Below are 19,289 nucleotides of genomic sequence, written 5' to 3'. Positions count from 1 at the left end.
GGTGCCAATCCATGGCAGGCGCTCCTGGCTGTGCCGGAAGTCACGGCACCTGCACGACAAAAGCGTAAACTTATCGTTATGCGCCCCCTCGCCTACGCCCGACTCCTGCTCAGCTGCCTGCTGCTGTTGCCGGCGTTGCAGGCCCAGGCGCGACCGCAGGCGCCGGCCTCGGCCAGCAGCGAGGGCGAGCCCCGGCAACTGACCGTGGCCGCACTGGAACTGCCCAGCCGCGACGATGCGCAATGGAAGCAGCGCCGCGAGCAGGTCGCGCAGCTGCTGACCGACCTGCAACCGGACGTGATCTCGGTACAGCAGGTGCTGCAGCAGCAGGGCCGCAATCCGGCCTGCTGGCTGGCCAGCCGGCTGCGCTACAGCTGCGACTTCGTCACCGCCGATCCGCCCAGCCAGCCGCTGCGGCATGGCAATGCCATGCTGACCCGGCTGCCGGTCAGCGAGGACGGTGTCACCCTGCTGCATCCACCCGGGACGTTCAGCGCGGCCGGCATGATGCGGCTGAAGCTGGGCCAGGCGCTGGTCAACATCTACGTGGCGCGGCTGCGCCCGGAGCCGGACGAGGCCACCGCGCGCCAGCACCAGACCAACGACCTGATGACCTGGATCGGCGCCACCGCCGAGGGCATGCCCAGCCTGATCGCCGGCGACTTCTCGGCCTCCACCGTGGAACTGGTGCGCAGCACGCCCGGCTTCCAGCCGGCCCGGCGCAATCCTGGCGGCCGCCCGGAACCGCCAGCGGCCAGTGGCGGTGGAGCCACCGGCCATGGCCTGGACGTGCTGTTCCAGGTCAAGCATTTCGGCGGCATCCGCCAGCAGCCGATCCTGCTGCCGGCCGATGGCGACCTGCCCGGCCTGCGCCTGGGCGTGATGGCAACCCTGCGCCTGCAGGGCGATACGGCCACCGCCGAATAGGTAGTGCCGGCCGCTGGCCGGCTCCTCGGGTACCACACGATTGCCGGCCAGCGGCCGGCACTACCGAATGAATCCTGCAACAAAAAAGGCCGGGGTTTCCCCCGGCCTTTTCATTTCAACCCGCGACGCCGATCAGGCGATCGCTTCCTGGTAACGGCGCTCGACTTCGTTCCAGTCGATCACGTTGAAGAACGCGCCGATGTATTCCGGACGGCGGTTCTGGTACTTCAGGTAGTACGCGTGTTCCCACACGTCCAGGCCGAGGATGGGGGTGTTGCCTTCCATCAGCGGGCTGTCCTGGTTGCCGGTGCTCTCGACCACGACCTTCTTGTCCGGGGTGACGCTCAGCCATGCCCAGCCGCTGCCGAAACGGGTCAGCGCAGCCTTGGTGAAGGCATCCTTGAACTTGTCGAAGCCACCCAGGTCCTTGTCGATCGCCTTGGCCACGTCGCCCACCGGGTTGCCACCCGCGTTCGGCGCCATCACGGTCCAGAACAGCGAGTGGTTGGCATGGCCACCCCCGTTGTTGCGCACCGGGCCCTGCAGGTTCTCCGGCAGCGACTTGAGCTTCTTCACCAGCTCTTCGACCGGCAGGTCAGCGTACTCGGTGCCTTCCAGCGCCGCGTTGACGTTGTTGATGTAGGTCTGGTGATGCTTGGTGTGATGGATTTCCATCGTCGCCGCATCGATATGCGGTTCCAGCGCGTCGTAGGCGTAGGACAGCTTGGGCAGGGTGTAGGCCATGATGCATCTCCTGATTGCGAGGGCACCCGACGGTGTCGGGCAGTGCGCGGTGAATGATGGGGACAGACCGCAAGATTACCAAGGGGGATGTAAAGGAAATTGCGTCCTGCCGGTGAGCATGCCGGCAATTGTTACGCAGCGGTGACGCTGCGCGTTCCTCATGCCCCATGCAGCGCGCAGGCGTTACAGTGCGTGCCTTGCCCTCGCCTGCCCGTGCCCATGCGCAACCCCCGGCTGCTGATCACCGCCATCGCCCTGCTACTGCTCGGCCTGGTCGCCAACCACTTCATGCAGCGTGCGCCAGCGCCGCAGTTCGCGCCCGAACTGCAGGGCGCGCCTGCCGCGAAGGCCCCGGCCACGCCGGCAGCCCGCACCGATGGCGGGTTGCCCGCGTTCCTGCCCGCCGAGGCGCGCCAGACCATCGCGCTGATACAGCGCGGTGGTCCGTTCCCGCACCGCCAGGACGGCAGCACCTTCGGCAACCGCGAGCAGCAGCTGCCGCAGCGCGCGCGCGGCTACTACCGCGAGTACACCGTCGACACGCCTGGCGCACGCACCCGTGGCACGCGCCGCATCGTCACCGGTGGCGATCCGCCAGAGGCGTGGTACTACACCGACGACCACTATGAATCGTTCCGCAGCTTCACCGTACCGGCCCAGGGAGCGCAGTGATGAGCCACGATGATTTCGGCCTCGGCCTGCATGACATCAACAATGCCGGCGTCTACGCCATCGACAGCGACGACATCGACGCGCTGGCGGCGGCGATGCGCGATGCCGGCCTGAAGGTGATCCGCATCGATCTGGAAGGCGTGGCCGACAAGCGCACCCTGCTGGCACGACTGGCCGCGCAGCTGGATTTCCCGGCAGGCTTCGGCGGCAATTGGGACGCCCTGTCGGACAACCTGCGCGACCTGCAATGGCTGCCGGCCAACGGCTACGCGCTGTTCCTGGCCGACGTGGACGCCCTGCGTGCGGACGCGCAGAAGGACTTCGACACCCTGCTGGAGGTGATGGACGAAACCAGCCGCGACTGGGTTGGCCGTGACGTGCCGTTCTGGGTGTTCCTGTCGCAGAGCGCGTGAGGTCACTGCCCTGGTGGATGCCGACCTTGGTCGGCATGCGCTGATGCCCTGGTGGAGGCCGACCTTGGTCGGCGCTTCCGTGCCAACCAAGGTTGGCACCTACCAAAGCGCGTCAGCACGACCGTCACATCCCGTGATGGTTCCGGCGAGGAGCCCCCTTGTTGTTCAAGGGGGCGCGCCAACGGCGCGGGGATAAGGAAACATGCGTGGACAATGGGAGCCGCTAGCGGCTCCCATTGTCTTCCTGCAGCTCTTTCTTGAACGGGATGTCCGGCGGCGGACGCGCCACCGCGGGCTGGTCCTGCATGTTCGGGTTGGTCAGGCCACAGCCACCACCAGCCTGCAGGATCGAGATCACGCAGGAGATCTTCGTGCCGGTGCCCGGCAACGGAATCTCCATCGACTTGATGCCCTTGCGCACCCACTCGGCGAGCAGCGATTCCTGCGGCACCCAGTACTTGTCGAACGAGGTAGGCGTGTAGTCGTACGGCGGCCGCTTCAACCAGGTGCCGGACTGGGCGATACGCTCCTTGGTCCAGCCATCGTTGGCACCGCCCGGTGCGCCCCGTTCGGCGTGCCCGTCGCCCTCCTGCCCCGGCACCCGCACGCTGCCATCGGCATTGAACAGACCGCTGCCCTTGCCGGAAGTACTGGCCTGGTGTGCGCCACTGCTCGCACCGTCGCGGTTGCGGCTGGAGGCACCCCAGTCATCGCTCTTGGCAGGCGTGGCCCAATTGCCCGGGTCGGGTGCTGGGCGCGCGCCGGCCTGGGCCGGTGCGGTACTGGATGCCGACGTGCGCGCTGTCGTGCTGCTGGCCTGCGCCGCGCTGCTGCTGGCCGCAGGCGCAGCAGTGACCGCGGGGGCACTGCCACTGGAAGGTGATGGCGCCGCCGCTGGTGCCGAGGCGACTTCGCGTTCGCGCACCTGCACGTCACGGCCCGCCGGCGCATGTACGGTCGGCTCACGGCCGGCCACGGTCGCCATCCGCACCTGCGGATCGACCACGGCCTGCACCTCGCGTTCGCGCACCTGCAGTTCCTGTTGCGGAAGGCGTACCTGCACATCCGCGGTGCGCAGCGGCTGCGGCGCCACCGGGGCGTCGACCGTACTGACTTCGCGCTCCTGTACCTGGATGTCACGCAACTGCGGCGTGCGCACCGCGACGGCCGGTGCATGCAGCGGCGTCGGCGCAGCGGGCGCCTGCAGCGGCTGCACGCTGCGCTCGCGCACCGTGGGTGTGGTGTCGCGCGGCACGATGCTGACTTCGGTGCGCGGCACGCTGACCGGCGGCACCACGAAGTCGGTGCTGGCCTCGGCCACCTCGGTGGCCTGCACTGGAGACGGCGGCGGTGCCGCGACCGGCGCGGGTTCGGCTTCAGCCGGCGGCGCAGGCACGCTGGCGGTCGCTGCCGGCGTAGGCATGGGCGCAGACGCCGACGCTGCGGCGGGCCGCGGTTGCGGTGCGGTGGCGGCTCCCGCCTCGCGGCCGGCCGCCACCTGCCCGGCCGGCGCGGCGGCAGCGGCTTCGGCGCCCGGCTGGTGGCCACCGCCTTCCTGGGTAGCGCGGCCGACGAATTCCACCTGCACGCGCTCGCCTTCAGCGCCCTCTTCCTCCGGCGCCGTGGTGCGGATCACCGCCACCCACAGCAGCAGCACGAAGAACAGCAGATGCAACAGCGCGCTGACCAGAGCCGAGGTCCAGCGCATCCAGCGCTGATCAAGCGGTGCGGCATCCCAGTCCTGCCAGAACAGCCGGCGCAGCGCCTGCCACGGGGACAAACGCGGCGATTGCCCGGGCGGCCCGGGCAACGGACGCGGCAGCAGCACGTCGATGACGTCACGCGCATGCAACGGCCGCGGCAACGGGGCGAGCGAGCGCAGCCACAGCGCCCAGCCATACGGCAGGCGCGTGGTTTTCTCGAGGACGGCCCCGGGCTGCTGGCGCGCCAGCAGCAGGTCGATGAGCTGCTCGGCCCGGGTCAGAGGCACGCGTCAGCGATCAGGCGGCGTTGCCGCGAGGGATGTACGGCGCGTGGCCACTGTCGTGGTCGGTCGCATCACGTACAGCGGTCACGCCCGGCACGCGGCCCATCAGGGTCTTCTCGATGCCCTGCTTGAGGGTCACGTCGGCCATGCCGCAGCCCTGGCAGCCACCACCGAAGCGCAGCAGCACCACGCCGTCGGCCGAGACTTCCTGCACGGCCACCTTGCCGCCATGCGAGGCCAGCTGCGGATTGATTTCGTTCTCGACCACCCAATGCACGCGCTCGACCAGCGAGGCGGCATCGCCGGGCGCTTCGCCCTTGATGCGCGGCGCCTTGATAGTCAGCTGCTGGGCACCGGCGGTGCCGGCGACGATGTCGATCTCGGCGCCATCGAGCCAGCCGACGCTGCTGGCATCGACATAGAGGGTGAAACCATCGCAGTCCACCGCCCACTCGTCACCGAGCAGATCGGTCGGTTCGGCGAATTCCAGCCGGGCATCGGCGCGCGGGGTACCGGGATCGACCGCACTGAGGCGCACGCCCATGCCGGGCACGCCCTCGCGTTCGATCAACTTGCGGAAATGGGTCTGGGCAGTGTCGGAGATCTGGATCATCAGGCTATTCTAGCCAAGTAAGCGTCAGCCGCTCATTCGGTTTATACACCGTCCGGCGCATTGTTCAGTCAACACGAGGTGGAGATTCCCATGGCCGACCTGATTCCACTGGCCCAGGCCCGTTGCGTGCCGCGCAAAGGCAGCGACCACAAGCTTGGCGAAGCCCGCCTGGCCGAACTGCTGCCGCAGGTTCCCGGCTGGGAGCTGAGCGAGGGCGGCCAGGCCCTGTCGCGCACCTTCCGCTTCAAGGATTACTACGCCACCATGGCCTTCGTGAACGCGCTGGCCTGGATCGCCCACCGCGAGGACCACCATCCGGACCTGGGCGTGCACTACGACCGCGCGGTCGTGCGCTTCTCCACCCACGATGTGGGCGGCCTGAGCGAGAACGACTTCATCTGCGCGGCAAAGACTTCGGCCCTGACGGAGCAACTGCCATGAACGTACGCCTGCTGAGCCTGTCCCTGTTCGCTGCGACCGGCCTGGCCGGCTGCGGCCCGTCCGAACCGCCGGCACCGCCACCGCCGCCGCCGACCGAAGTGGCCGCGGTGAAGACGCCGCCGCCGCAGTACCCGCTGGAACTGGCCTGCATGGGCGTGGGCGGCACCAGCACCTTCAAGGTCACCATCGGTACCGACGGCAAGCCGAGCGAGGTCGCCCTGCTGACCGGCGCCGGCAACCCGCAGCTGGACGAGCTGGCCAAGGCCGCCGTGCAAGGCTGGCAGTTCAATGCCGCCACCCGCAACGGCCAGCCGGTGCCGGCCACCATCCAGGTGCCGGTCAGCTTCAACCCACCGCAGCCGAAGCCGGACCAGTGCTTCGCCATCGAAGAACGCCTGCGCCGCGGCGGTTGATCGCGCGCGCCCCGACGAGGCAAGCCGACGCCCGCCTCGCCCTCGCCGCCCCGGCCTTGCCCGGGGCGGTTGTCTGTTGACCAGGATCGCGTCGGTACATGCTGCAGATTCCCCCGGAAAACGTCTGGATCGCGCTCGCGGTCACCCTCGCGGCCGGTCTGGCCACCGCCATCGGCAGCCTGCTGGTGCTGTTCTCGCGCCGGCCCAATCCGCGCCTGCTGGCCTTCGGGCTGGCCTTCGCCGGCGGCGCCATGGTCTACGTGTCGCTGTCGGAGATCCTCAACAAGTCCATTGCATCCTTCGCGCTGGCCTATGGCGAGCGCACCGGCTTCACCTACGGCACCCTGGCGTTCCTGCTGGGCGTGATCGTAATCGTGCTGATCGACCACTTCATCCCCAACCCGCATGACAGCCTGGACAAGCAGGACCCTGCGTTCCGCGAGAACAGCCGCGAGTACCTGAAGCGGGTCGCGCTGCTGACCTCGATCGCCATCACTGCGCACAACTTCCCGGAAGGGCTGGCAACGTTCTTCGCGACCCTGGAGAGCCCGTCGGTGGGCATGCCGCTGGCCTTCGCCATCGCCATCCACAACATCCCCGAGGGCATCGCGATCGCGGTGCCGGTGTACTTCGCCACCCAGAACAAGCTCTATGCGTTCAGCGCCAGCCTGCTGTCGGGCCTCGCCGAGCCGGTGGGCGCGGCGCTGGGCTACTGGCTGCTGTCCGGATCGCTGTCGCACGCCACCTTCGGCTGGGTGTTCGGGCTGATTGCCGGCGTGATGGTGTTCCTGGCACTGGACGAGCTGCTGCCGGCGGCCAAGCGCTATGCCAAGGGCCACGAAACCGTGTACGGGCTGGTGGCGGGCATGGGCACGCTGGCAATCAGCCTGGTGCTGTTCAAGTGGTGAGGAATTCCAGGCCCGCCCCGTAGAGTCGAGCTTGCTCGACTGACATTCCTCGACCGAACAGCAGTCGAGCAAGCTCGACTCTACAAGGGGATACGGCGCGCTGCCTGTCCTGCCTACTTCAGCCGATCCAGCGCCTCGACCAGCTCATCGGCCAGCGGCGCGTTCAGCACGTACGGGCTCTTGCCGTCGTCCAGCGCGAACTCCAGCGAGGCTGCGTGCAGGAACAGGCGCTTCAGCCCGATCTGCTCACGAAGCCGCTTATTGACGACCGGATCGCCGTACTTGTCGTCACCGGCCACCGGATGCCCCAGGTGCTGGGCATGCACGCGGATCTGGTGGGTGCGGCCGGTCTCGATGCGGACCTCGCAGTACGAATGCCCTCCGCGACGCTCCAGCACGCGGAAGTGGCTGATCGATTCCTTGCCGATCGCGTTGACCTGCACATGGCGCTCGCCGCCTTGGCGCAGGCCCACGTGCAGCGGCGCATCGACCGTCATCACGCCGTCGGGCATGCGCCCGGTCAGCAGGGTCAGGTAGCGCTTGCGGATGCCGGCGCCGTGGTCTTCACGCAGCAGCGCCTGCAGCTCGCTCAGCGCCGAGCGCTTCTTGGCCACGATCAGCAGGCCCGATGTGTCGCGATCCAACCGGTGGACCAGCTCCAGGGTCTGCCCCGGGCGCAGCGCACGCAGGGTCTCGATGGCGCCGAAGCTGATGCCGCTGCCGCCGTGGCTGGCCAAGCCGGTGGGCTTGTTCAGGGCCAGCAGGCGGGCGTCCTCGAAGACGATGGCCTGTTCCAGCCGCCGCATGAACGCCTCCGGCGGACCTGCCCTGTCTCCCTCTTCGGTGAGACGAACCGGCGGCACACGCACCTCGTCTCCGGCCTCCAGCTTGCGTTCGGCCTTGGCCCGGCCGCCGTTCACCCGCACCTGTCCGCTGCGCACCAGCTTGTAGACCAGGCTGCGCGGGGCGCCTTTCAGCTGGCCGAGCAGGAAGTTGTCCAGGCGCTGGCCGGCGCGGTCGGCGGGAACGGTGATCATGCGCACGGAAGGCTTGTCGCCAGCGGGCTTGGTGGGGTCTTGGGCGGTCATCAGGCTGTTTATTCTGTTACACTCGGGGGGCGAGATAAGGGATTGATTTCGTTGGAAGTTACTCAGGGCCAGAAGCCCAGCTTCCGACGAATCCGGCACAGTGCGCGACCACCGCCCGCGGGGCGGCCATGTTAGCGGCTCACCGGCCTTCCCGGCCATCGCCGGATGCCTGACACGCAACCGTGCTGAACATGTCCCGCGTGGCGCTCCAGCCTGGCTGACAGCTGCCTGCGGCCCTGCAACACCCAAAAACCCATAAGAGTGAAGCGCTCCCGCGGCCTGCCGTGGTGTCGTAGCGCTGGAAACCCAAGCCGCCCTCCCCGCGCTTGCGCGAATGGGCGGCGAGCCGTGTCCAGAGGCGAAACCCCATGGCGTTCCGCGCGGTAGCCGCTTGCGAGGAACGCAACAATGAAGCGAATGCTGATCAACGCCACGCAGGCTGAAGAGCTGCGTGTTGCCATCGTGGATGGCCAGTCGTTGTATGACATCGACATCGAACAGCCGTCGAAGGAACAGAAGAAGTCCAACATCTACAAGGGCCGGATCTTCCGCATCGAGCCCTCGCTGGAAGCGGCCTTCGTCGAATACGGTGGTGGCCGCCATGGCTTCCTGCCGCTGAAGGAAATCTCCCGCGACTACTTCCAGGCCGGTGTCGACCACAACAAGGCCGGCATCCGCGAGCTGCTGCGGGAAGGCCAGGAAATCGTCGTCCAGGTGGACAAGGAAGAGCGCGGCAACAAGGGCGCCGCCCTGACCACGTTCATCTCGCTGGCCGGTCGCTACATGGTGCTGATGCCGAACTCGCCGAGCGCGGGCGGTGTCTCCCGTCGCATCGAAGGCGAAGACCGGGCCGCACTGAAGGACGCCCTGGACAAGCTGAACATCCCCGACGACATGGGCGTGATCATCCGCACCGCCGGCGTCGGCCGCGATGCCGAAGAGCTGCAGTGGGATCTGGACTACCTGCTCAACGTCTGGCGTGCCATCGCCGAGGCCGCGCTGAGCAAGCCGGCCCCGTTCCTGATCTACCAGGAATCGCGCCTGATCGTGCGCGCCCTGCGTGACTACCTGCGCGCCGACATCGGCGAGATCCTGGTCGACACCGAGGAGATGTACGAGCACGCCCGCGAGTTCATGCAGCAGGTGATGCCGCAGACCCTGCGCAAGCTCAAGCACTACAAGGACGACATCCCGCTGTTCAACCGCTTCCAGATCGAGTCGCAGATCGAAGGCGCCTACGAGCGCAACGTGCGCCTGCCGTCGGGTGGCTCGATCGTGGTCGACCAGACCGAAGCGCTGACCGCGGTCGACGTTAACTCCTCTCGCGCCACCAAGGGCAGCGACATCGAGGACACCGCGTTCCAGACCAACCTGGAAGCGGCCGAGGAAGTGGCCCGCCAGCTGCGCCTGCGCGACCTCGGCGGCCTGGTGGTGATCGATTTCATCGACATGGCCTCCAACAAGCACCAGCGCGAGGTCGAGAACCGCCTGGCCAACGCGCTGAAGTACGACCGCGCCCGCGTGCAGGTCGGCCGCATCTCGCGCTTCGGCCTGCTGGAAATGAGTCGCCAGCGCCTGCGTCCGAGCCTGGGCGAGTCCAGCCAGATCGTCTGCCCGCGTTGCGACGGCCACGGCCGCATGCGCAGCGTCGAGTCGCTGTCGCTGTCGATCATCCGCGTCGCCGAAGAGCATGCGATGAAGGAGAACACCGGGCAGGTGCTGGTCCAGGCCCCGGTGGAGATCGCCAATTACCTGCTGAACGAGAAGCGCAGCGCCCTGCGCGAGATCGAGCAGCGCCACGAAGCGCCGATCGTGATCGTCGCCGACGAGCAGCTGCACACCCCGCACTACACCGTCACCCGCCTGCGCGAGAACGAGCTGGGTGAAGAGAGCAACAAGCCCAGCTACCAGCGTGGCACCCCGCGCAAGCTGCCGGTGCACGCCCTGACCAAGGGCCAGCTGAACATCCCGCCGCCGGCGGTGACCCAGGTCAAGCACACCTCCCCCGCCCCGGTGCGCGAGGAAGTGGAACCAGCGGCAGTTGCTCCGGCCCCGGTCGTGGCCGCGCCGGTGGCGCAGGCTCCGAGCGGTGGCGTGATCGGTTGGCTCAAGCGCGTGTTCGGTGGCGAACCCGCCCCCGCCCCCGCACCGGCACCGGCGGCGCCGGCGGCCCGCCAGCAGCAGGACGGCGGCCGCAAGGACCGCAACAAGGATCGCAACAAGGACCGCAAGGACCGCCGCGACGACAACCGTGGCAATGGCGGCAACGGCAACGCGCAGCAGCAGAAGGACGGCGGTAACCGCAAGGACCGCGGTGAGCAGCGCAAGGACGGCCGCAACGGTAACAACGGCAATGCCCAGCAGCAGCCGCAGCAGGGCAAGCAGAAGGAGCCACAGCAGAAGGATGGCCAGCAGCCGCAGCAGCAGAACAAGCCGCGCAACGAGCAGCAGGGCCAGAACCCGCAGCAGCCGAAGCTGAAGCAGCCGAAGCAGCCGCGCCCGCAGCAGGATGGCGACAAGCCGGCCGAGAAGCCGCAGCGCAACGCCGCCGAGGTCCCGGCCGAAACCGTGACTGCGGCTGCAGCCGTGGCCGCCACGGCGGTCGCCGCCAACGTGGTGACTGCGCAGGAAGCGACTGCACCGGTGGCGCCGGTGGTCCCGGCCGCTTCCGCTCCGGCTGAAGCCGCCGCACCGGTCGACGCCACCAGCAGCACCGGCAACGAGGCCGAAGTGGTTGCCGTGACCGCCGATGAGGCTGCAACCGACGCCAACGGTGACCAGGCCGGCGAAGGCGCGACCCGCCGTCGTCGCGGCCGTCGCGGTGGCCGTCGCCGTCGTCGCGGTGGCGCCGAGAACGCTGCCGGCAGCGACGTCCTGGGCGATGACCAGGACGACGGTGACGACGGCGATGATGCCGATGGCGCCGAGCCGAACGTCGACAGCGCTGCCGGCATTGCGCCGGCCGCCACTGCGCAGCCGGTCCGTTCGCAGCCGGAATTCGATTTCGATGATGAAGTCGAGCCCGCCGCTGCCGACGCCGCAAAGCCGGCTCGCGCCGCTGCTGCCATTGTCGCCGCGCCGGTCGCGGTGGTGAGCAGCGCCGTGGTCGAAGCCGCTGCGCCGGTCGTGGCCGAAGCGAAGGCTCCGGTCGAAGCTACGGTCAAGGCCGAACCGGCACCGTCGCCGGTACAGACCAGCATGCTCGATGCCATCGACGCTGCGACGCCGGTGCAGCCGGCGGCCGTTGCGACCCCGGTGACGGAAGCAACGCAGGCGGTGGTCGAGGCTGCCCCGGTCGTTGAAGCTGCCCCGGCTGTTGAGACGAAGCCGGTCGTGGCCGAGGCTGCGCCGGTGGTGGAATCGAAGCCGGTGGCTGTTGACGCTACCCCGGTGGCGGAAGCCCAGCCGGTGGCCGTTGAGGCTGCTCCGGTGGTGGAGACCGCTCCGGCGGTGGACGCCGCTGTGGCGATTGAAGCCACGCCGGTCGTCGAGACCGCGTCGGTCGCCGAACAGCCGGTCGCCCCGGTGGCGGTCGAGGCCGCTCCGGTGGAAGCCGCTGCCCCGGTCGCCGAGGCAGTGGTGGCACCGTCGATTGACCCGGTTGCCGATGGTCACACCGACGCTGCGGCCCAAGCCGCCGAAGCCAAGGCCCACGAAGAAGACGAAGAAGCCGCCAAGCGCACGCCGCCGGCGCACTGATCGCGTCCTGATCGTGTGAATCGAAACGGCGGGGATCGATGATCCCCGCCGTTTTTGTTTGTGTGATTGGCGCTGGCTTCGCCTTGGTAGAGGCCAACCTTGGTTGGCGCCGTTGATTGAATGTACGCGGACACGCCGGTGCCAACCAATGTTGACACCCACCAGGGCACCACCTGCGCACGGTCACTGCCCTGGTAGAGGCCAACCTGGGTTGGCGCCGTTGATTGAATGCACGCGGACACGCCCGTGCCAACCAAGGTTGGCACCTACCGGGACATCAGCGCGCCGGAGCGAACTGCAACCGGGTCCACACGCCGTAGTGGTCCGAGGCCCAGCGCCCGCTGTCGTCGGGCTGGTCAAACAGCAGCTTCGCCTCGCGCGCCACCATCTCGTCCTGCTGGAAGAAGATGTGGTCGATCCGCGAGGGCGCCTGGTAGTAGTGCCGGTTCAAGGTGCTGACGCCAGCCAGGTCGGTGTTCACGTGCACGCTGCCGTAGCTGTCGCCGTAATGGCTGCGCAGCGCACTCAGGTCGCCGGCATCCACCAGTGCATTGAAATCGCCCGCGATCACCACGGGCGCACCGGCCGACGTCGTGGTGATGTAGCGCAGCAGGTCCTCCACCTGGCTGCGACGGATGCCCTGGCCACGCTCGTCGTTGCGCTCGTTGAGATGCGTGGCGTAGACATTCACTGGCGTTCCATCGACGTCGATGCGCAGATGGGCGACGGTACGGTAATCGTCCAGCGGCTGCAGCAGGTGATCGCCGCGAGCCAGGATCGGACGGCGGGTCAGCAACGCGTTGCCGTAGCGCTTGGGGGCCCCGACCGGATCGGTGGACACGAACACATACCGGTAGCCGAGCTGGCTGGCCAGCCACTGGGCCTGGTTTCGCACGTTGCGGCGCTGGATCACCTCCTGCAGGGCAACCGCATCCGGCTGCAGGCGCTTGAGCTCGGCCAGGATGGTGCGGCGCCGACTCGGCCAGTCTTCGCGGTCGTGATGCAGGTTGAAGGTGACCATGCTCATGCCAGGCGCATTGGTCACCTCAGCCGACGCGGCGGTGGCCGCGGGCTCGATCGCCATCACCACACCCGGCAGCGCCATTGCAATCGCCAGCCCCAGGGCACGCACCGACGTGCGCACCCTTACCTCCTGCTGCTTCATCGTTACTGTCCCTTGCGTTCGGCGCGGCGCACCGCGCTCGGCACGTCGATCTCGACCCGCGCCGGCAGCTGGTGCAAGTGCAGTTCCTTGTTGATCCACTCGACCGCTTCACCGTTGACGGTGGCATCGCCCGGATCACCGCTGTACGGCCAGGGCAGCACCACGCCGCCCACCGGCGGCACCAGGCCCGGCTGCAGCTCCAGCACCAGTTGCTTGTCACTACGCTGCAGGCGGTAGTTCAGCTGGCCCTGCGGCGTGCGCAGGCCCTGCACGGCGATGCCCTCGCCCTGCAGCCACGCGGCGGGCACGCCGGCGGCCAGCACCAGTGCGTCGTCCATGTCGCGGCTGTAGGCGAACATGTCCAGCGCCGAGCGCACGAAGTCCGAGGCGACCCAGGCGTGCGGCAGGTCACCGACGAAGAACGGCTTGCGCGGCGTGCGTGACACCACTTCCGCCCATTGGTTCCAGGCCTGCGGCGCACGGTCATTGAAGAAGAACCCGGTGGCCTGCCAGGCACGGTCGCGCCAGCCCAGGCGCACGAACGCGGCCACGTTGCGCCACTCGTACGGGGTGTAGTCCTTCCACTCCCGCTTGCCATCGCGGCGGGCCACGAATTCCTTCCAGTAGCGCTCGAAGGTTGCTTCCAGTGCCTGCTGCGGCAGGCGGCCCTGCTCACCGCCAGGGGCCAGCGCGATGGTGGTCGAGGTCGCATCGAAATCGCCCAGCTCGGCCGAACCCGGCAGGTAATCGATGTTGTGCTGCTGCATCGCCGACAGCAGCGAGGCCTGCAGGTCATCGCGGAACTGGTCGCGCGATTCGGCGATCTGCATCGCCTCGACCTTGCCCAGCTGGGTCGCCAGCAGCGCAGCGTCCTTGTAACCGCGCAGTGCCCAGAAGTTGTCCCAGTACGAATGCATCGGCTTGGCCGAATAGCCTTCGTGGCTGATCGAGGCCGGCATCATGCCGTAGAAGGCCGGGTTGCGCGCCCGGTTTTCCTCGGTGCGCTCGCTGGCGCGCAGTTGTTCCATGTAGGTATAGGCGCCCTGAACGTGCGGCCACATCAGTTCGACGAAGGTACTGTCGCCGGTATAGCGCCCGTATTCGGCAATGCTGTAGATCAGCTCGCCGTGGCTGTCGTTCTCCGGTACCGGGTCGCTGCCACGCGCGTCGACGCAGCACGGCACCTTGCCGTTCTCGAACTGGTACGGCGCATACCAGTTGATGTAGTCACGCACGGCGTCGCTGCGGCCCATGCGCAGCAGGCCTTCGGAAATCATCGCGCCATCGCGGATCCAGCTGCGCGCGTAGGAACGCGTACCCGGCTGCAGGCGCGGCCCAACGCGCGAGATCAGCATGTGCGCCACCGCGGTACGCAGGGTGTCGACCAGCGCCTGGCCGGCCGCCGGCACCTGCAGCGAGACCACGCCCAGCTTCTGTCGCCACTGCTCGGCCACCTGTGCCTGGGCCTTGGCCACATCCAGCGCCCTGGGCGCCCAGCCGCCGGTCTGCGGCAGTACCACCGCCACTTCGCGGCTCTGGCCGGGCTCCAGCTTGATCGTATACATCAGCGCGCCCGACGCCATGCCGGTGCTGTCCTTCACCGCCGTGGTGGCCGGGTACTTGCCGCTGGCCAGATGCATCGCATCGAGCTTGCCGTCGAACGTGCTGGCGAAGCGCGCGTCCGGCACCTGCAGCGGGTAGATGCGCGGCTCACCATTGATCCGCACCAGCTGTTCGCCGACATCCAGCGCATCGATGCGGCTGAAGCCGCCGACGGTGTTGAGGAACTGGGTCGGCGGGTTGACCTGCCACGGGCGGATCGCCAGTGCCAGGGTGTACTCGTGCGCGACCTTGTCCGGATTGCTCAGCCGGTAGCGGCCGATCAGCTGCGCGCGCTCCGGCGTGCCCTGCACGAAGCTGGTCACCGCCAGACCGACCTTCTCGTGTACCCAGTCGACGTTGGCGATCGGCAGATAGTGGTCCTGCAGCGACTGGGTGATGGCCACTTTCGACCAGTCCAGCAGCTTGCCATCGAGCCGGATGAACGGTTCGATGCTGAAGCTGCCCTTGGCCGGCTCCAGTGCGCCGTCCTCACTGATCAGCGCCTGCTCCTGGCCGCCATCGAGGCCCAGCAGGGTCCAGTACGGCTGTTCACCGACATAGGCGCGCGGCAGTGCACCACGCGGCAGGTCGGCGGCCACCGACGACAGGAACGCATTCGGAGTGGCAGCGAAGGCCAGCGGCTTGAGCGCGATGTCACGGATGCCGTAGCGCCAGTTCGGGCCATCCTGCAGGTCGAAGCGCACGTAGCGTGCGTCGGTATCCGGCAGCGCCAGCCAGTCGCGGCCACCGGCACCGCTGGTCACTTCGCGTACGGTGCGCCAGTCGCGGCCATCCTCCGAGGTACGCACGGTATAGCGGCGCGCTTCCAGATCCGGCAGCCAGTCGATCACCGCACCGCCGATCTCGCGGCTCTTGTGCAGGTCCAGGCTGATGGTCTGCTGCTTGACGCCCCCGCTGATCCAGAACGTATCGCTCTTGCCGTCGATCATGCGGTCCTGCAGCGCGGTGGCGGTATCGGCGATCACCGATGGCACCAGCGCTGAATCATCCTGCGGCGGCAGGCCCTGCAGGGTCAGCTTGTCGAAGCACACCGTGCCCCGGCCGCCGACCTTGCTGTAGATCGTGAACTCGACGGCGGCACTGCGCGCCATCTCCTTCTCGGGCGACGGCCCCCATGCCTTGTCGATCTGCCGGCGGCGGTATTCGACCGGCGTCCACGCCTTGGGGAAGCTGTAGCCGGGACGGTTGACCCACCACACGTTGTCGCCGCTGGCGTCGATCAGCTTGAACTGCAGGTCATTGCCCGGCGAATCACCGCGCAGCTGGAAGCCGAAGCGATAGTTGACCGGGTACTCGATGTTGAGCCCGCGACGGATGCCGACGTAGCCGGAAACCTTGTGGAAATCGTAGTCCAGGCACAGCGCGCGGCCACCACCGGCACCACTGACCGGGCGCAACGAACCACTGACCTGGTCGGACAGCACCAGTTTCCAGGCGCCGATATCGTCAAAATCGTCCAGCACTTTCGGAGCCGGCAGCGCAGGCGGCGCGGCGATCGCCAGGGAGGTCCACAACAGGCCCGATCCAACGGCGATCACTCGCTTCATCCTTTGACGCTCCCCAGCAACAGACCTTGGATGTAGTACCGCTGCAGCACCAGGAACAGCGCCAGCACCGGGACCACGGTGACCACCGCGCCGGCCATCATCATTTCCACGTCCATGATGTGTTCGCGCGAGAGGGTGGCCAGTGCCACCGGCAAAGTGTAGTGCTCCTGGTCGGTCAACACGATCAACGGCCACATGAAATCGTTCCACGCGCCCATGAAAGTGAAGATCGCCAGGGTCACCAGCACCGGCTTGAGCATCGGCAGAACGATCTGGAAGAAGATGCGCAGCTCCCCTGCCCCGTCGATGCGCGCCGCTTCCAGCAGCTCGTCCGGGATCGAACGCGCGTACTGGCGGACCAGGAAGATACCGAACACGCTGGCCAGCGCCGGCACGATCACGCCGCCGAAACTGTTGACCAGGCCCAGCTGCTTCATCAGCAGGAACAGCGGCAGCATCGCCACCTGCGCCGGGATCACCAGCGCGGCCATCAGCACCTGGAACAGACGCTCGCGGCCGACGAAGTTCAGCTTGGCGAAGGCATAGCCGGCCATGGTGTTGAGCAGCAGCGAACCGATGGTGATGCCCAGCGACACCAGCAGGCTGTTGGCGAAGTTGCCGCCCATGCCGGTGCGCGCGAACAGCTCATGGTAGTTGTGCGTGGTGATGCTCGAAGGCAGCAGCGGCGGCGGAAAATGGCTGGCCTCGCCCTGCGGCATGAACGAGACCGACACCATCCACAGCAGCGGCGCCAGGCTGACCAGGGCCAGCACCAGCAACGCACCATTGATCATCCACGGGTACCAGCGCGACTGGCCGATTTCACGACTCATACCAACTGCCTCTTGCGGCCGAAACGCAGCATCACGGTGGTCACCGCCAGGATGATCAGGAACAGCAGGAACGCCACCGCGGAGGCGCGTCCCAGGTTCCACCACTTGAAGCCTTCCTCGAACATGAAATACAGCACGCTGACGGTGCTCTGCAGCGGGTCGCCACGGGTCATCACGTAAGGCTCTGCGAACAGCTGGAAGTAGCCGGACACGGTAATGACCCCGACCACCAGCAGCACCGGGCCGAGCATCGGCAGGGTGATGTGCAGGAACTGCTTCCAGCGCGAGGCGCCGTCGATGCGCGCGGCCTCGTACAGGTCATGCGGGATCGCCTGCAGGCCGGCCAGGAAGATCACCATGTTGTAGCCGAAGTTCTTCCACACCGCGAACAGCATGATGGTCGGCATCGCCCAGTTGGGATCGCCCAGCCAGTCGATCGGGCTGATGCCCAGATGGCCCAGTCCGTAGTTCACCAGCCCGTAGCTGGTATGGAACAGGTAGCGCCAGATCACTGCCACCGCCACCAGGGTGGTCACCACCGGGGCGAACAGCGCGGTGCGGAACAGCGCCTTGAAGCGCGCTGCCGGTGCATTGAGCAGCATCGCCGCGCCCAGCGACACGCCGATCGACAACGGCACGCCGATCAGCACGAAGTAGGTGGTGTTCCACAACGACTTCCAGAACATCGGTGTCTGCAGCAGATCGATGTAGTTGCCCAGGCCGACGAAGCGCAGGTTGCTGCTGTCAGCCAGCGCGTAGAGGTCGAAGTCGGTCACGCTCAGCGCCAGCGCCGAGGCCACCGGCAGGCCGAAGAACACGCCCAGCACGATCAGCGAAGGGCCGGCGAAGATCCAGCCGGCAAGTGAAGTACGTTTCATTGCGCGCTCCCGGCGGCCACGGCACTGCTCGATTGCGGCGACGGCGCACGCTGCTGCAGGCGTTGTTGTTCATGCATCCAGCGGCGCTTGGCCAGCACCTTGTCCACGCGCTGGTCCAGCTCTTCCACCGCCTTGTCCTGCGGCAGGCCACCACGCACCACCTTCTCGGTGACGATGCGCATTTCCTGCACGATGCGCTCCCACTCGAGCACCTTCGGCGTCGGCTTGACCCGCTCCAGCTGGTCACGGAACGCAACCGCCAGCGGATCGTTGGCCAGCGACGGCGCATTCCAGGTACTGCGGCGCGGCGGCAGGTCACCGATGATCGAGTGGAAGCGCGCCTGGATTTCCGGCCGCGACAGGAACTCGATCAGCTTCCACGAGGCTTCCTTCTGCTGCGACTTGCGGAAGATCACCAGGCTGGTGCCACCGGCGATGCCGGCCCCGGGGCCGTCCGGGCCCGGCAATGCGGCGGTGCCCCACTGCCCTTCCAGCTCCTTCGGCTGCAGCTTCTTGAACTCGCGGATGTTCCAGGGTCCGGAGATGTAGAACACGTTGAAGCCCCGGAAGAACTCGTCCCAGACGTTGGAAATCTGCGTCTCGGACATCTTCGGCGCCCAGCCCTGCTCGAACATGTTGGCGTAGAAGGCCAGCGTGCGGCGGAACCCCGGGCTGGCGAAATTGCCGCGGGTGTCATCGTCGCGCAGCAGCGGATCGGGCTGCTGCAGCGCCAGCGACAGCTGCTGCTCGAACTCGTTGATCGGCATCAGCACCGCGTAACGGTTCGGCCCCTGCATCTTCTTGATCGCGGCCATCTGCTTGTCCCACTCCTGCCAGGTGCGCGGCGGATGGTCGTAGCCGGCCTTGGCCAGCAGGTCCTTGCGGTAGTAGATCAGGCGGGTATCGACATACCACGGCACGCCGACCAGCTCGCCATGGATCACGTTGGTATCCCAGATGCCCTGGAAGTAGTCCTTCGGGTCCACCACGGACGAACGCTGCACGAACGGCTGCAGCGGCGTCAGCGCGTCGAGTTCGGCGAACTCGGGCACCCAGGTGTTGCCGAGCTGGCACACGTCCGGCAGGCCGTCGGCGGCGAACGCCGTCAGCAGTTTCTCGTGCGCGGCGGTCCAGGGAATGTTCTGCACATCCACCTTGATACCGGGGTTCTCCGCTTCGAATTCGTGAATCAGCTCGCTGACTACTTCGGCCTCGCGGCCCATCGCCCAGAAGCGCACGGTGGTGGTGCCCGGCTCGGTGCGGGCGCAGCCGGCCACGGCCAGTGCGGCCAGGGCAGGCAGCGCCCAGCGGCGCAGGCGGTCGATCCAGTTCGGCATC

At 67.5% G+C, this 19,289-nt stretch carries 16 protein-coding genes; 7 read left to right on the top strand and 9 right to left on the bottom strand.

What is annotated here, in order from left to right; genetic code table 11:
• The first annotated feature begins 78 nt into the window (after positions 1–78).
• On the top strand, positions 79–927 hold the full coding sequence (locus N7590_RS08425) for an endonuclease/exonuclease/phosphatase family protein (protein WP_053450274.1): 849 nt from the start codon (positions 79–81) through the stop codon (positions 925–927).
• 132 nt (positions 928–1,059) lie between these two features.
• On the opposite strand, the gene N7590_RS08420 is transcribed toward N7590_RS08425, so the two are convergent.
• On the bottom strand, positions 1,060–1,671 hold the full coding sequence (locus N7590_RS08420; RefSeq protein ID WP_005410310.1) for a superoxide dismutase: 612 nt from the start codon (positions 1,669–1,671) through the stop codon (positions 1,060–1,062).
• 219 nt (positions 1,672–1,890) lie between these two features.
• Here N7590_RS08420 and N7590_RS08415 point away from each other — a divergent pair, with 219 nt between their 5' ends.
• Positions 1,891–2,343, top strand: coding sequence for a ribonuclease domain-containing protein (locus N7590_RS08415; RefSeq protein WP_164241217.1), 453 nt, complete (start codon positions 1,891–1,893; stop codon positions 2,341–2,343).
• Positions 2,343–2,756, top strand: a complete 414-nt coding sequence (locus N7590_RS08410) for a barstar family protein (RefSeq protein WP_053512079.1) — start codon at positions 2,343–2,345, stop codon at positions 2,754–2,756. Before N7590_RS08415 ends, N7590_RS08410 begins: the two co-directional genes overlap by 1 nt.
• 223 nt (positions 2,757–2,979) lie before the next feature.
• On the opposite strand, the gene N7590_RS08405 is transcribed toward N7590_RS08410, so the two are convergent.
• The gene (locus N7590_RS08405; RefSeq protein WP_164241218.1) at positions 2,980–4,746 is read right to left on the bottom strand and encodes a hypothetical protein; all 1,767 of its coding nucleotides are present in this window, start codon (positions 4,744–4,746) and stop codon (positions 2,980–2,982) included.
• Between the two features lie 10 nt (positions 4,747–4,756).
• The gene (locus N7590_RS08400) at positions 4,757–5,356 is read right to left on the bottom strand and encodes an NfuA family Fe-S biogenesis protein (protein WP_006456023.1); all 600 of its coding nucleotides are present in this window, start codon (positions 5,354–5,356) and stop codon (positions 4,757–4,759) included.
• 90 nt (positions 5,357–5,446) lie between these two features.
• Between N7590_RS08400 and N7590_RS08395 the strand changes: the two genes are divergently transcribed.
• The 3 genes from N7590_RS08395 (at position 5,447) to zupT (ending at position 7,118) form a co-directional block, all read left to right on the top strand.
• On the top strand, positions 5,447–5,797 hold the full coding sequence (locus N7590_RS08395) for a 4a-hydroxytetrahydrobiopterin dehydratase (RefSeq protein WP_049466833.1): 351 nt from the start codon (positions 5,447–5,449) through the stop codon (positions 5,795–5,797).
• Entirely contained in the window at positions 5,794–6,210 is a 417-nt protein-coding gene (locus N7590_RS08390) for an energy transducer TonB (RefSeq protein WP_164241219.1), read from the top strand. The genes N7590_RS08395 and N7590_RS08390 overlap by 4 nt, the downstream gene beginning before the upstream one ends.
• A 98-nt stretch (positions 6,211–6,308) precedes the next feature.
• Positions 6,309–7,118, top strand: a complete 810-nt coding sequence (gene zupT / locus N7590_RS08385; RefSeq protein ID WP_049399991.1) for a zinc transporter ZupT — start codon at positions 6,309–6,311, stop codon at positions 7,116–7,118.
• Between the two features lie 113 nt (positions 7,119–7,231).
• On the opposite strand, the gene N7590_RS08380 is transcribed toward zupT, so the two are convergent.
• Positions 7,232–8,206, bottom strand: coding sequence for an RluA family pseudouridine synthase (locus tag N7590_RS08380; RefSeq protein ID WP_164241220.1), 975 nt, complete (start codon positions 8,204–8,206; stop codon positions 7,232–7,234).
• A gap of 408 nt (positions 8,207–8,614) precedes the next feature.
• Between N7590_RS08380 and N7590_RS08375 the strand changes: the two genes are divergently transcribed.
• Positions 8,615–11,905, top strand: coding sequence for an Rne/Rng family ribonuclease (locus N7590_RS08375; RefSeq protein ID WP_164241221.1), 3,291 nt, complete (start codon positions 8,615–8,617; stop codon positions 11,903–11,905).
• A 277-nt stretch (positions 11,906–12,182) separates the two neighbouring features.
• Here N7590_RS08375 and N7590_RS08370 read toward each other — a convergent pair whose 3' ends face one another.
• The 5 genes from N7590_RS08370 to N7590_RS08350 are packed head-to-tail and all read right to left on the bottom strand — an operon-like array spanning position 12,183 to position 19,288.
• Entirely contained in the window at positions 12,183–13,070 is an 888-nt protein-coding gene (locus N7590_RS08370; RefSeq protein WP_164241222.1) for an endonuclease/exonuclease/phosphatase family protein, read from the bottom strand.
• 2 nt (positions 13,071–13,072) lie between these two features.
• A complete protein-coding gene (locus N7590_RS08365) occupies positions 13,073–16,240 on the bottom strand; it encodes a discoidin domain-containing protein (protein ID WP_164241223.1) in 3,168 nt (1,055 codons plus the stop codon).
• A complete protein-coding gene (locus N7590_RS08360; protein ID WP_006456347.1) occupies positions 16,237–17,073 on the bottom strand; it encodes a carbohydrate ABC transporter permease in 837 nt (278 codons plus the stop codon). Before N7590_RS08360 ends, N7590_RS08365 begins: the two co-directional genes overlap by 4 nt.
• Positions 17,070–17,951, bottom strand: coding sequence for a sugar ABC transporter permease (locus N7590_RS08355; RefSeq protein ID WP_005410323.1), 882 nt, complete (start codon positions 17,949–17,951; stop codon positions 17,070–17,072). The genes N7590_RS08360 and N7590_RS08355 overlap by 4 nt, the downstream gene beginning before the upstream one ends.
• On the bottom strand, positions 17,948–19,288 hold the full coding sequence (locus tag N7590_RS08350) for a sugar ABC transporter substrate-binding protein (protein WP_164241224.1): 1,341 nt from the start codon (positions 19,286–19,288) through the stop codon (positions 17,948–17,950). The genes N7590_RS08355 and N7590_RS08350 overlap by 4 nt, the downstream gene beginning before the upstream one ends.
• Position 19,289: the final 1 nt, after the last annotated feature.

The organism is Stenotrophomonas sp. GD04024 (assembly GCF_029837545.1).
Classification (GTDB): Bacteria; Pseudomonadota; Gammaproteobacteria; order Xanthomonadales; family Xanthomonadaceae; genus Stenotrophomonas; species Stenotrophomonas forensis.
The sequence above is the reverse complement of the archived record's forward strand: the minus strand, read 5'-3'. Positions and strand labels throughout refer to the sequence as shown.

What these genes read in the sequence shown, in the direction of transcription:
- N7590_RS08395 (WP_049466833.1), top strand. Translation starts at nt 5,447, where the DNA reads ATGGCCGACCTGATTCCACTGGCCCAGGCCCGTTGCGTGCCGCGCAAA.
- N7590_RS08420 (WP_005410310.1), bottom strand. Translation starts at nt 1,671, where the DNA reads ATGGCCTACACCCTGCCCAAGCTGTCCTACGCCTACGACGCGCTGGAA.
- N7590_RS08370 (WP_164241222.1), bottom strand. Translation starts at nt 13,070, where the DNA reads ATGAAGCAGCAGGAGGTAAGGGTGCGCACGTCGGTGCGTGCCCTGGGG.
- N7590_RS08365 (WP_164241223.1), bottom strand. Translation starts at nt 16,240, where the DNA reads ATGAAGCGAGTGATCGCCGTTGGATCGGGCCTGTTGTGGACCTCCCTG.
- N7590_RS08390 (WP_164241219.1), top strand. Translation starts at nt 5,794, where the DNA reads ATGAACGTACGCCTGCTGAGCCTGTCCCTGTTCGCTGCGACCGGCCTG.
- N7590_RS08400 (WP_006456023.1), bottom strand. Translation starts at nt 5,356, where the DNA reads ATGATCCAGATCTCCGACACTGCCCAGACCCATTTCCGCAAGTTGATC.
- N7590_RS08410 (WP_053512079.1), top strand. Translation starts at nt 2,343, where the DNA reads ATGAGCCACGATGATTTCGGCCTCGGCCTGCATGACATCAACAATGCC.
- N7590_RS08375 (WP_164241221.1), top strand. Translation starts at nt 8,615, where the DNA reads ATGAAGCGAATGCTGATCAACGCCACGCAGGCTGAAGAGCTGCGTGTT.
- N7590_RS08355 (WP_005410323.1), bottom strand. Translation starts at nt 17,951, where the DNA reads ATGAAACGTACTTCACTTGCCGGCTGGATCTTCGCCGGCCCTTCGCTG.
- N7590_RS08415 (WP_164241217.1), top strand. Translation starts at nt 1,891, where the DNA reads ATGCGCAACCCCCGGCTGCTGATCACCGCCATCGCCCTGCTACTGCTC.
- N7590_RS08350 (WP_164241224.1), bottom strand. Translation starts at nt 19,288, where the DNA reads ATGCCGAACTGGATCGACCGCCTGCGCCGCTGGGCGCTGCCTGCCCTG.
- N7590_RS08380 (WP_164241220.1), bottom strand. Translation starts at nt 8,206, where the DNA reads ATGACCGCCCAAGACCCCACCAAGCCCGCTGGCGACAAGCCTTCCGTG.
- N7590_RS08425 (WP_053450274.1), top strand. Translation starts at nt 79, where the DNA reads ATGCGCCCCCTCGCCTACGCCCGACTCCTGCTCAGCTGCCTGCTGCTG.
- N7590_RS08360 (WP_006456347.1), bottom strand. Translation starts at nt 17,073, where the DNA reads ATGAGTCGTGAAATCGGCCAGTCGCGCTGGTACCCGTGGATGATCAAT.
- zupT (WP_049399991.1), top strand. Translation starts at nt 6,309, where the DNA reads ATGCTGCAGATTCCCCCGGAAAACGTCTGGATCGCGCTCGCGGTCACC.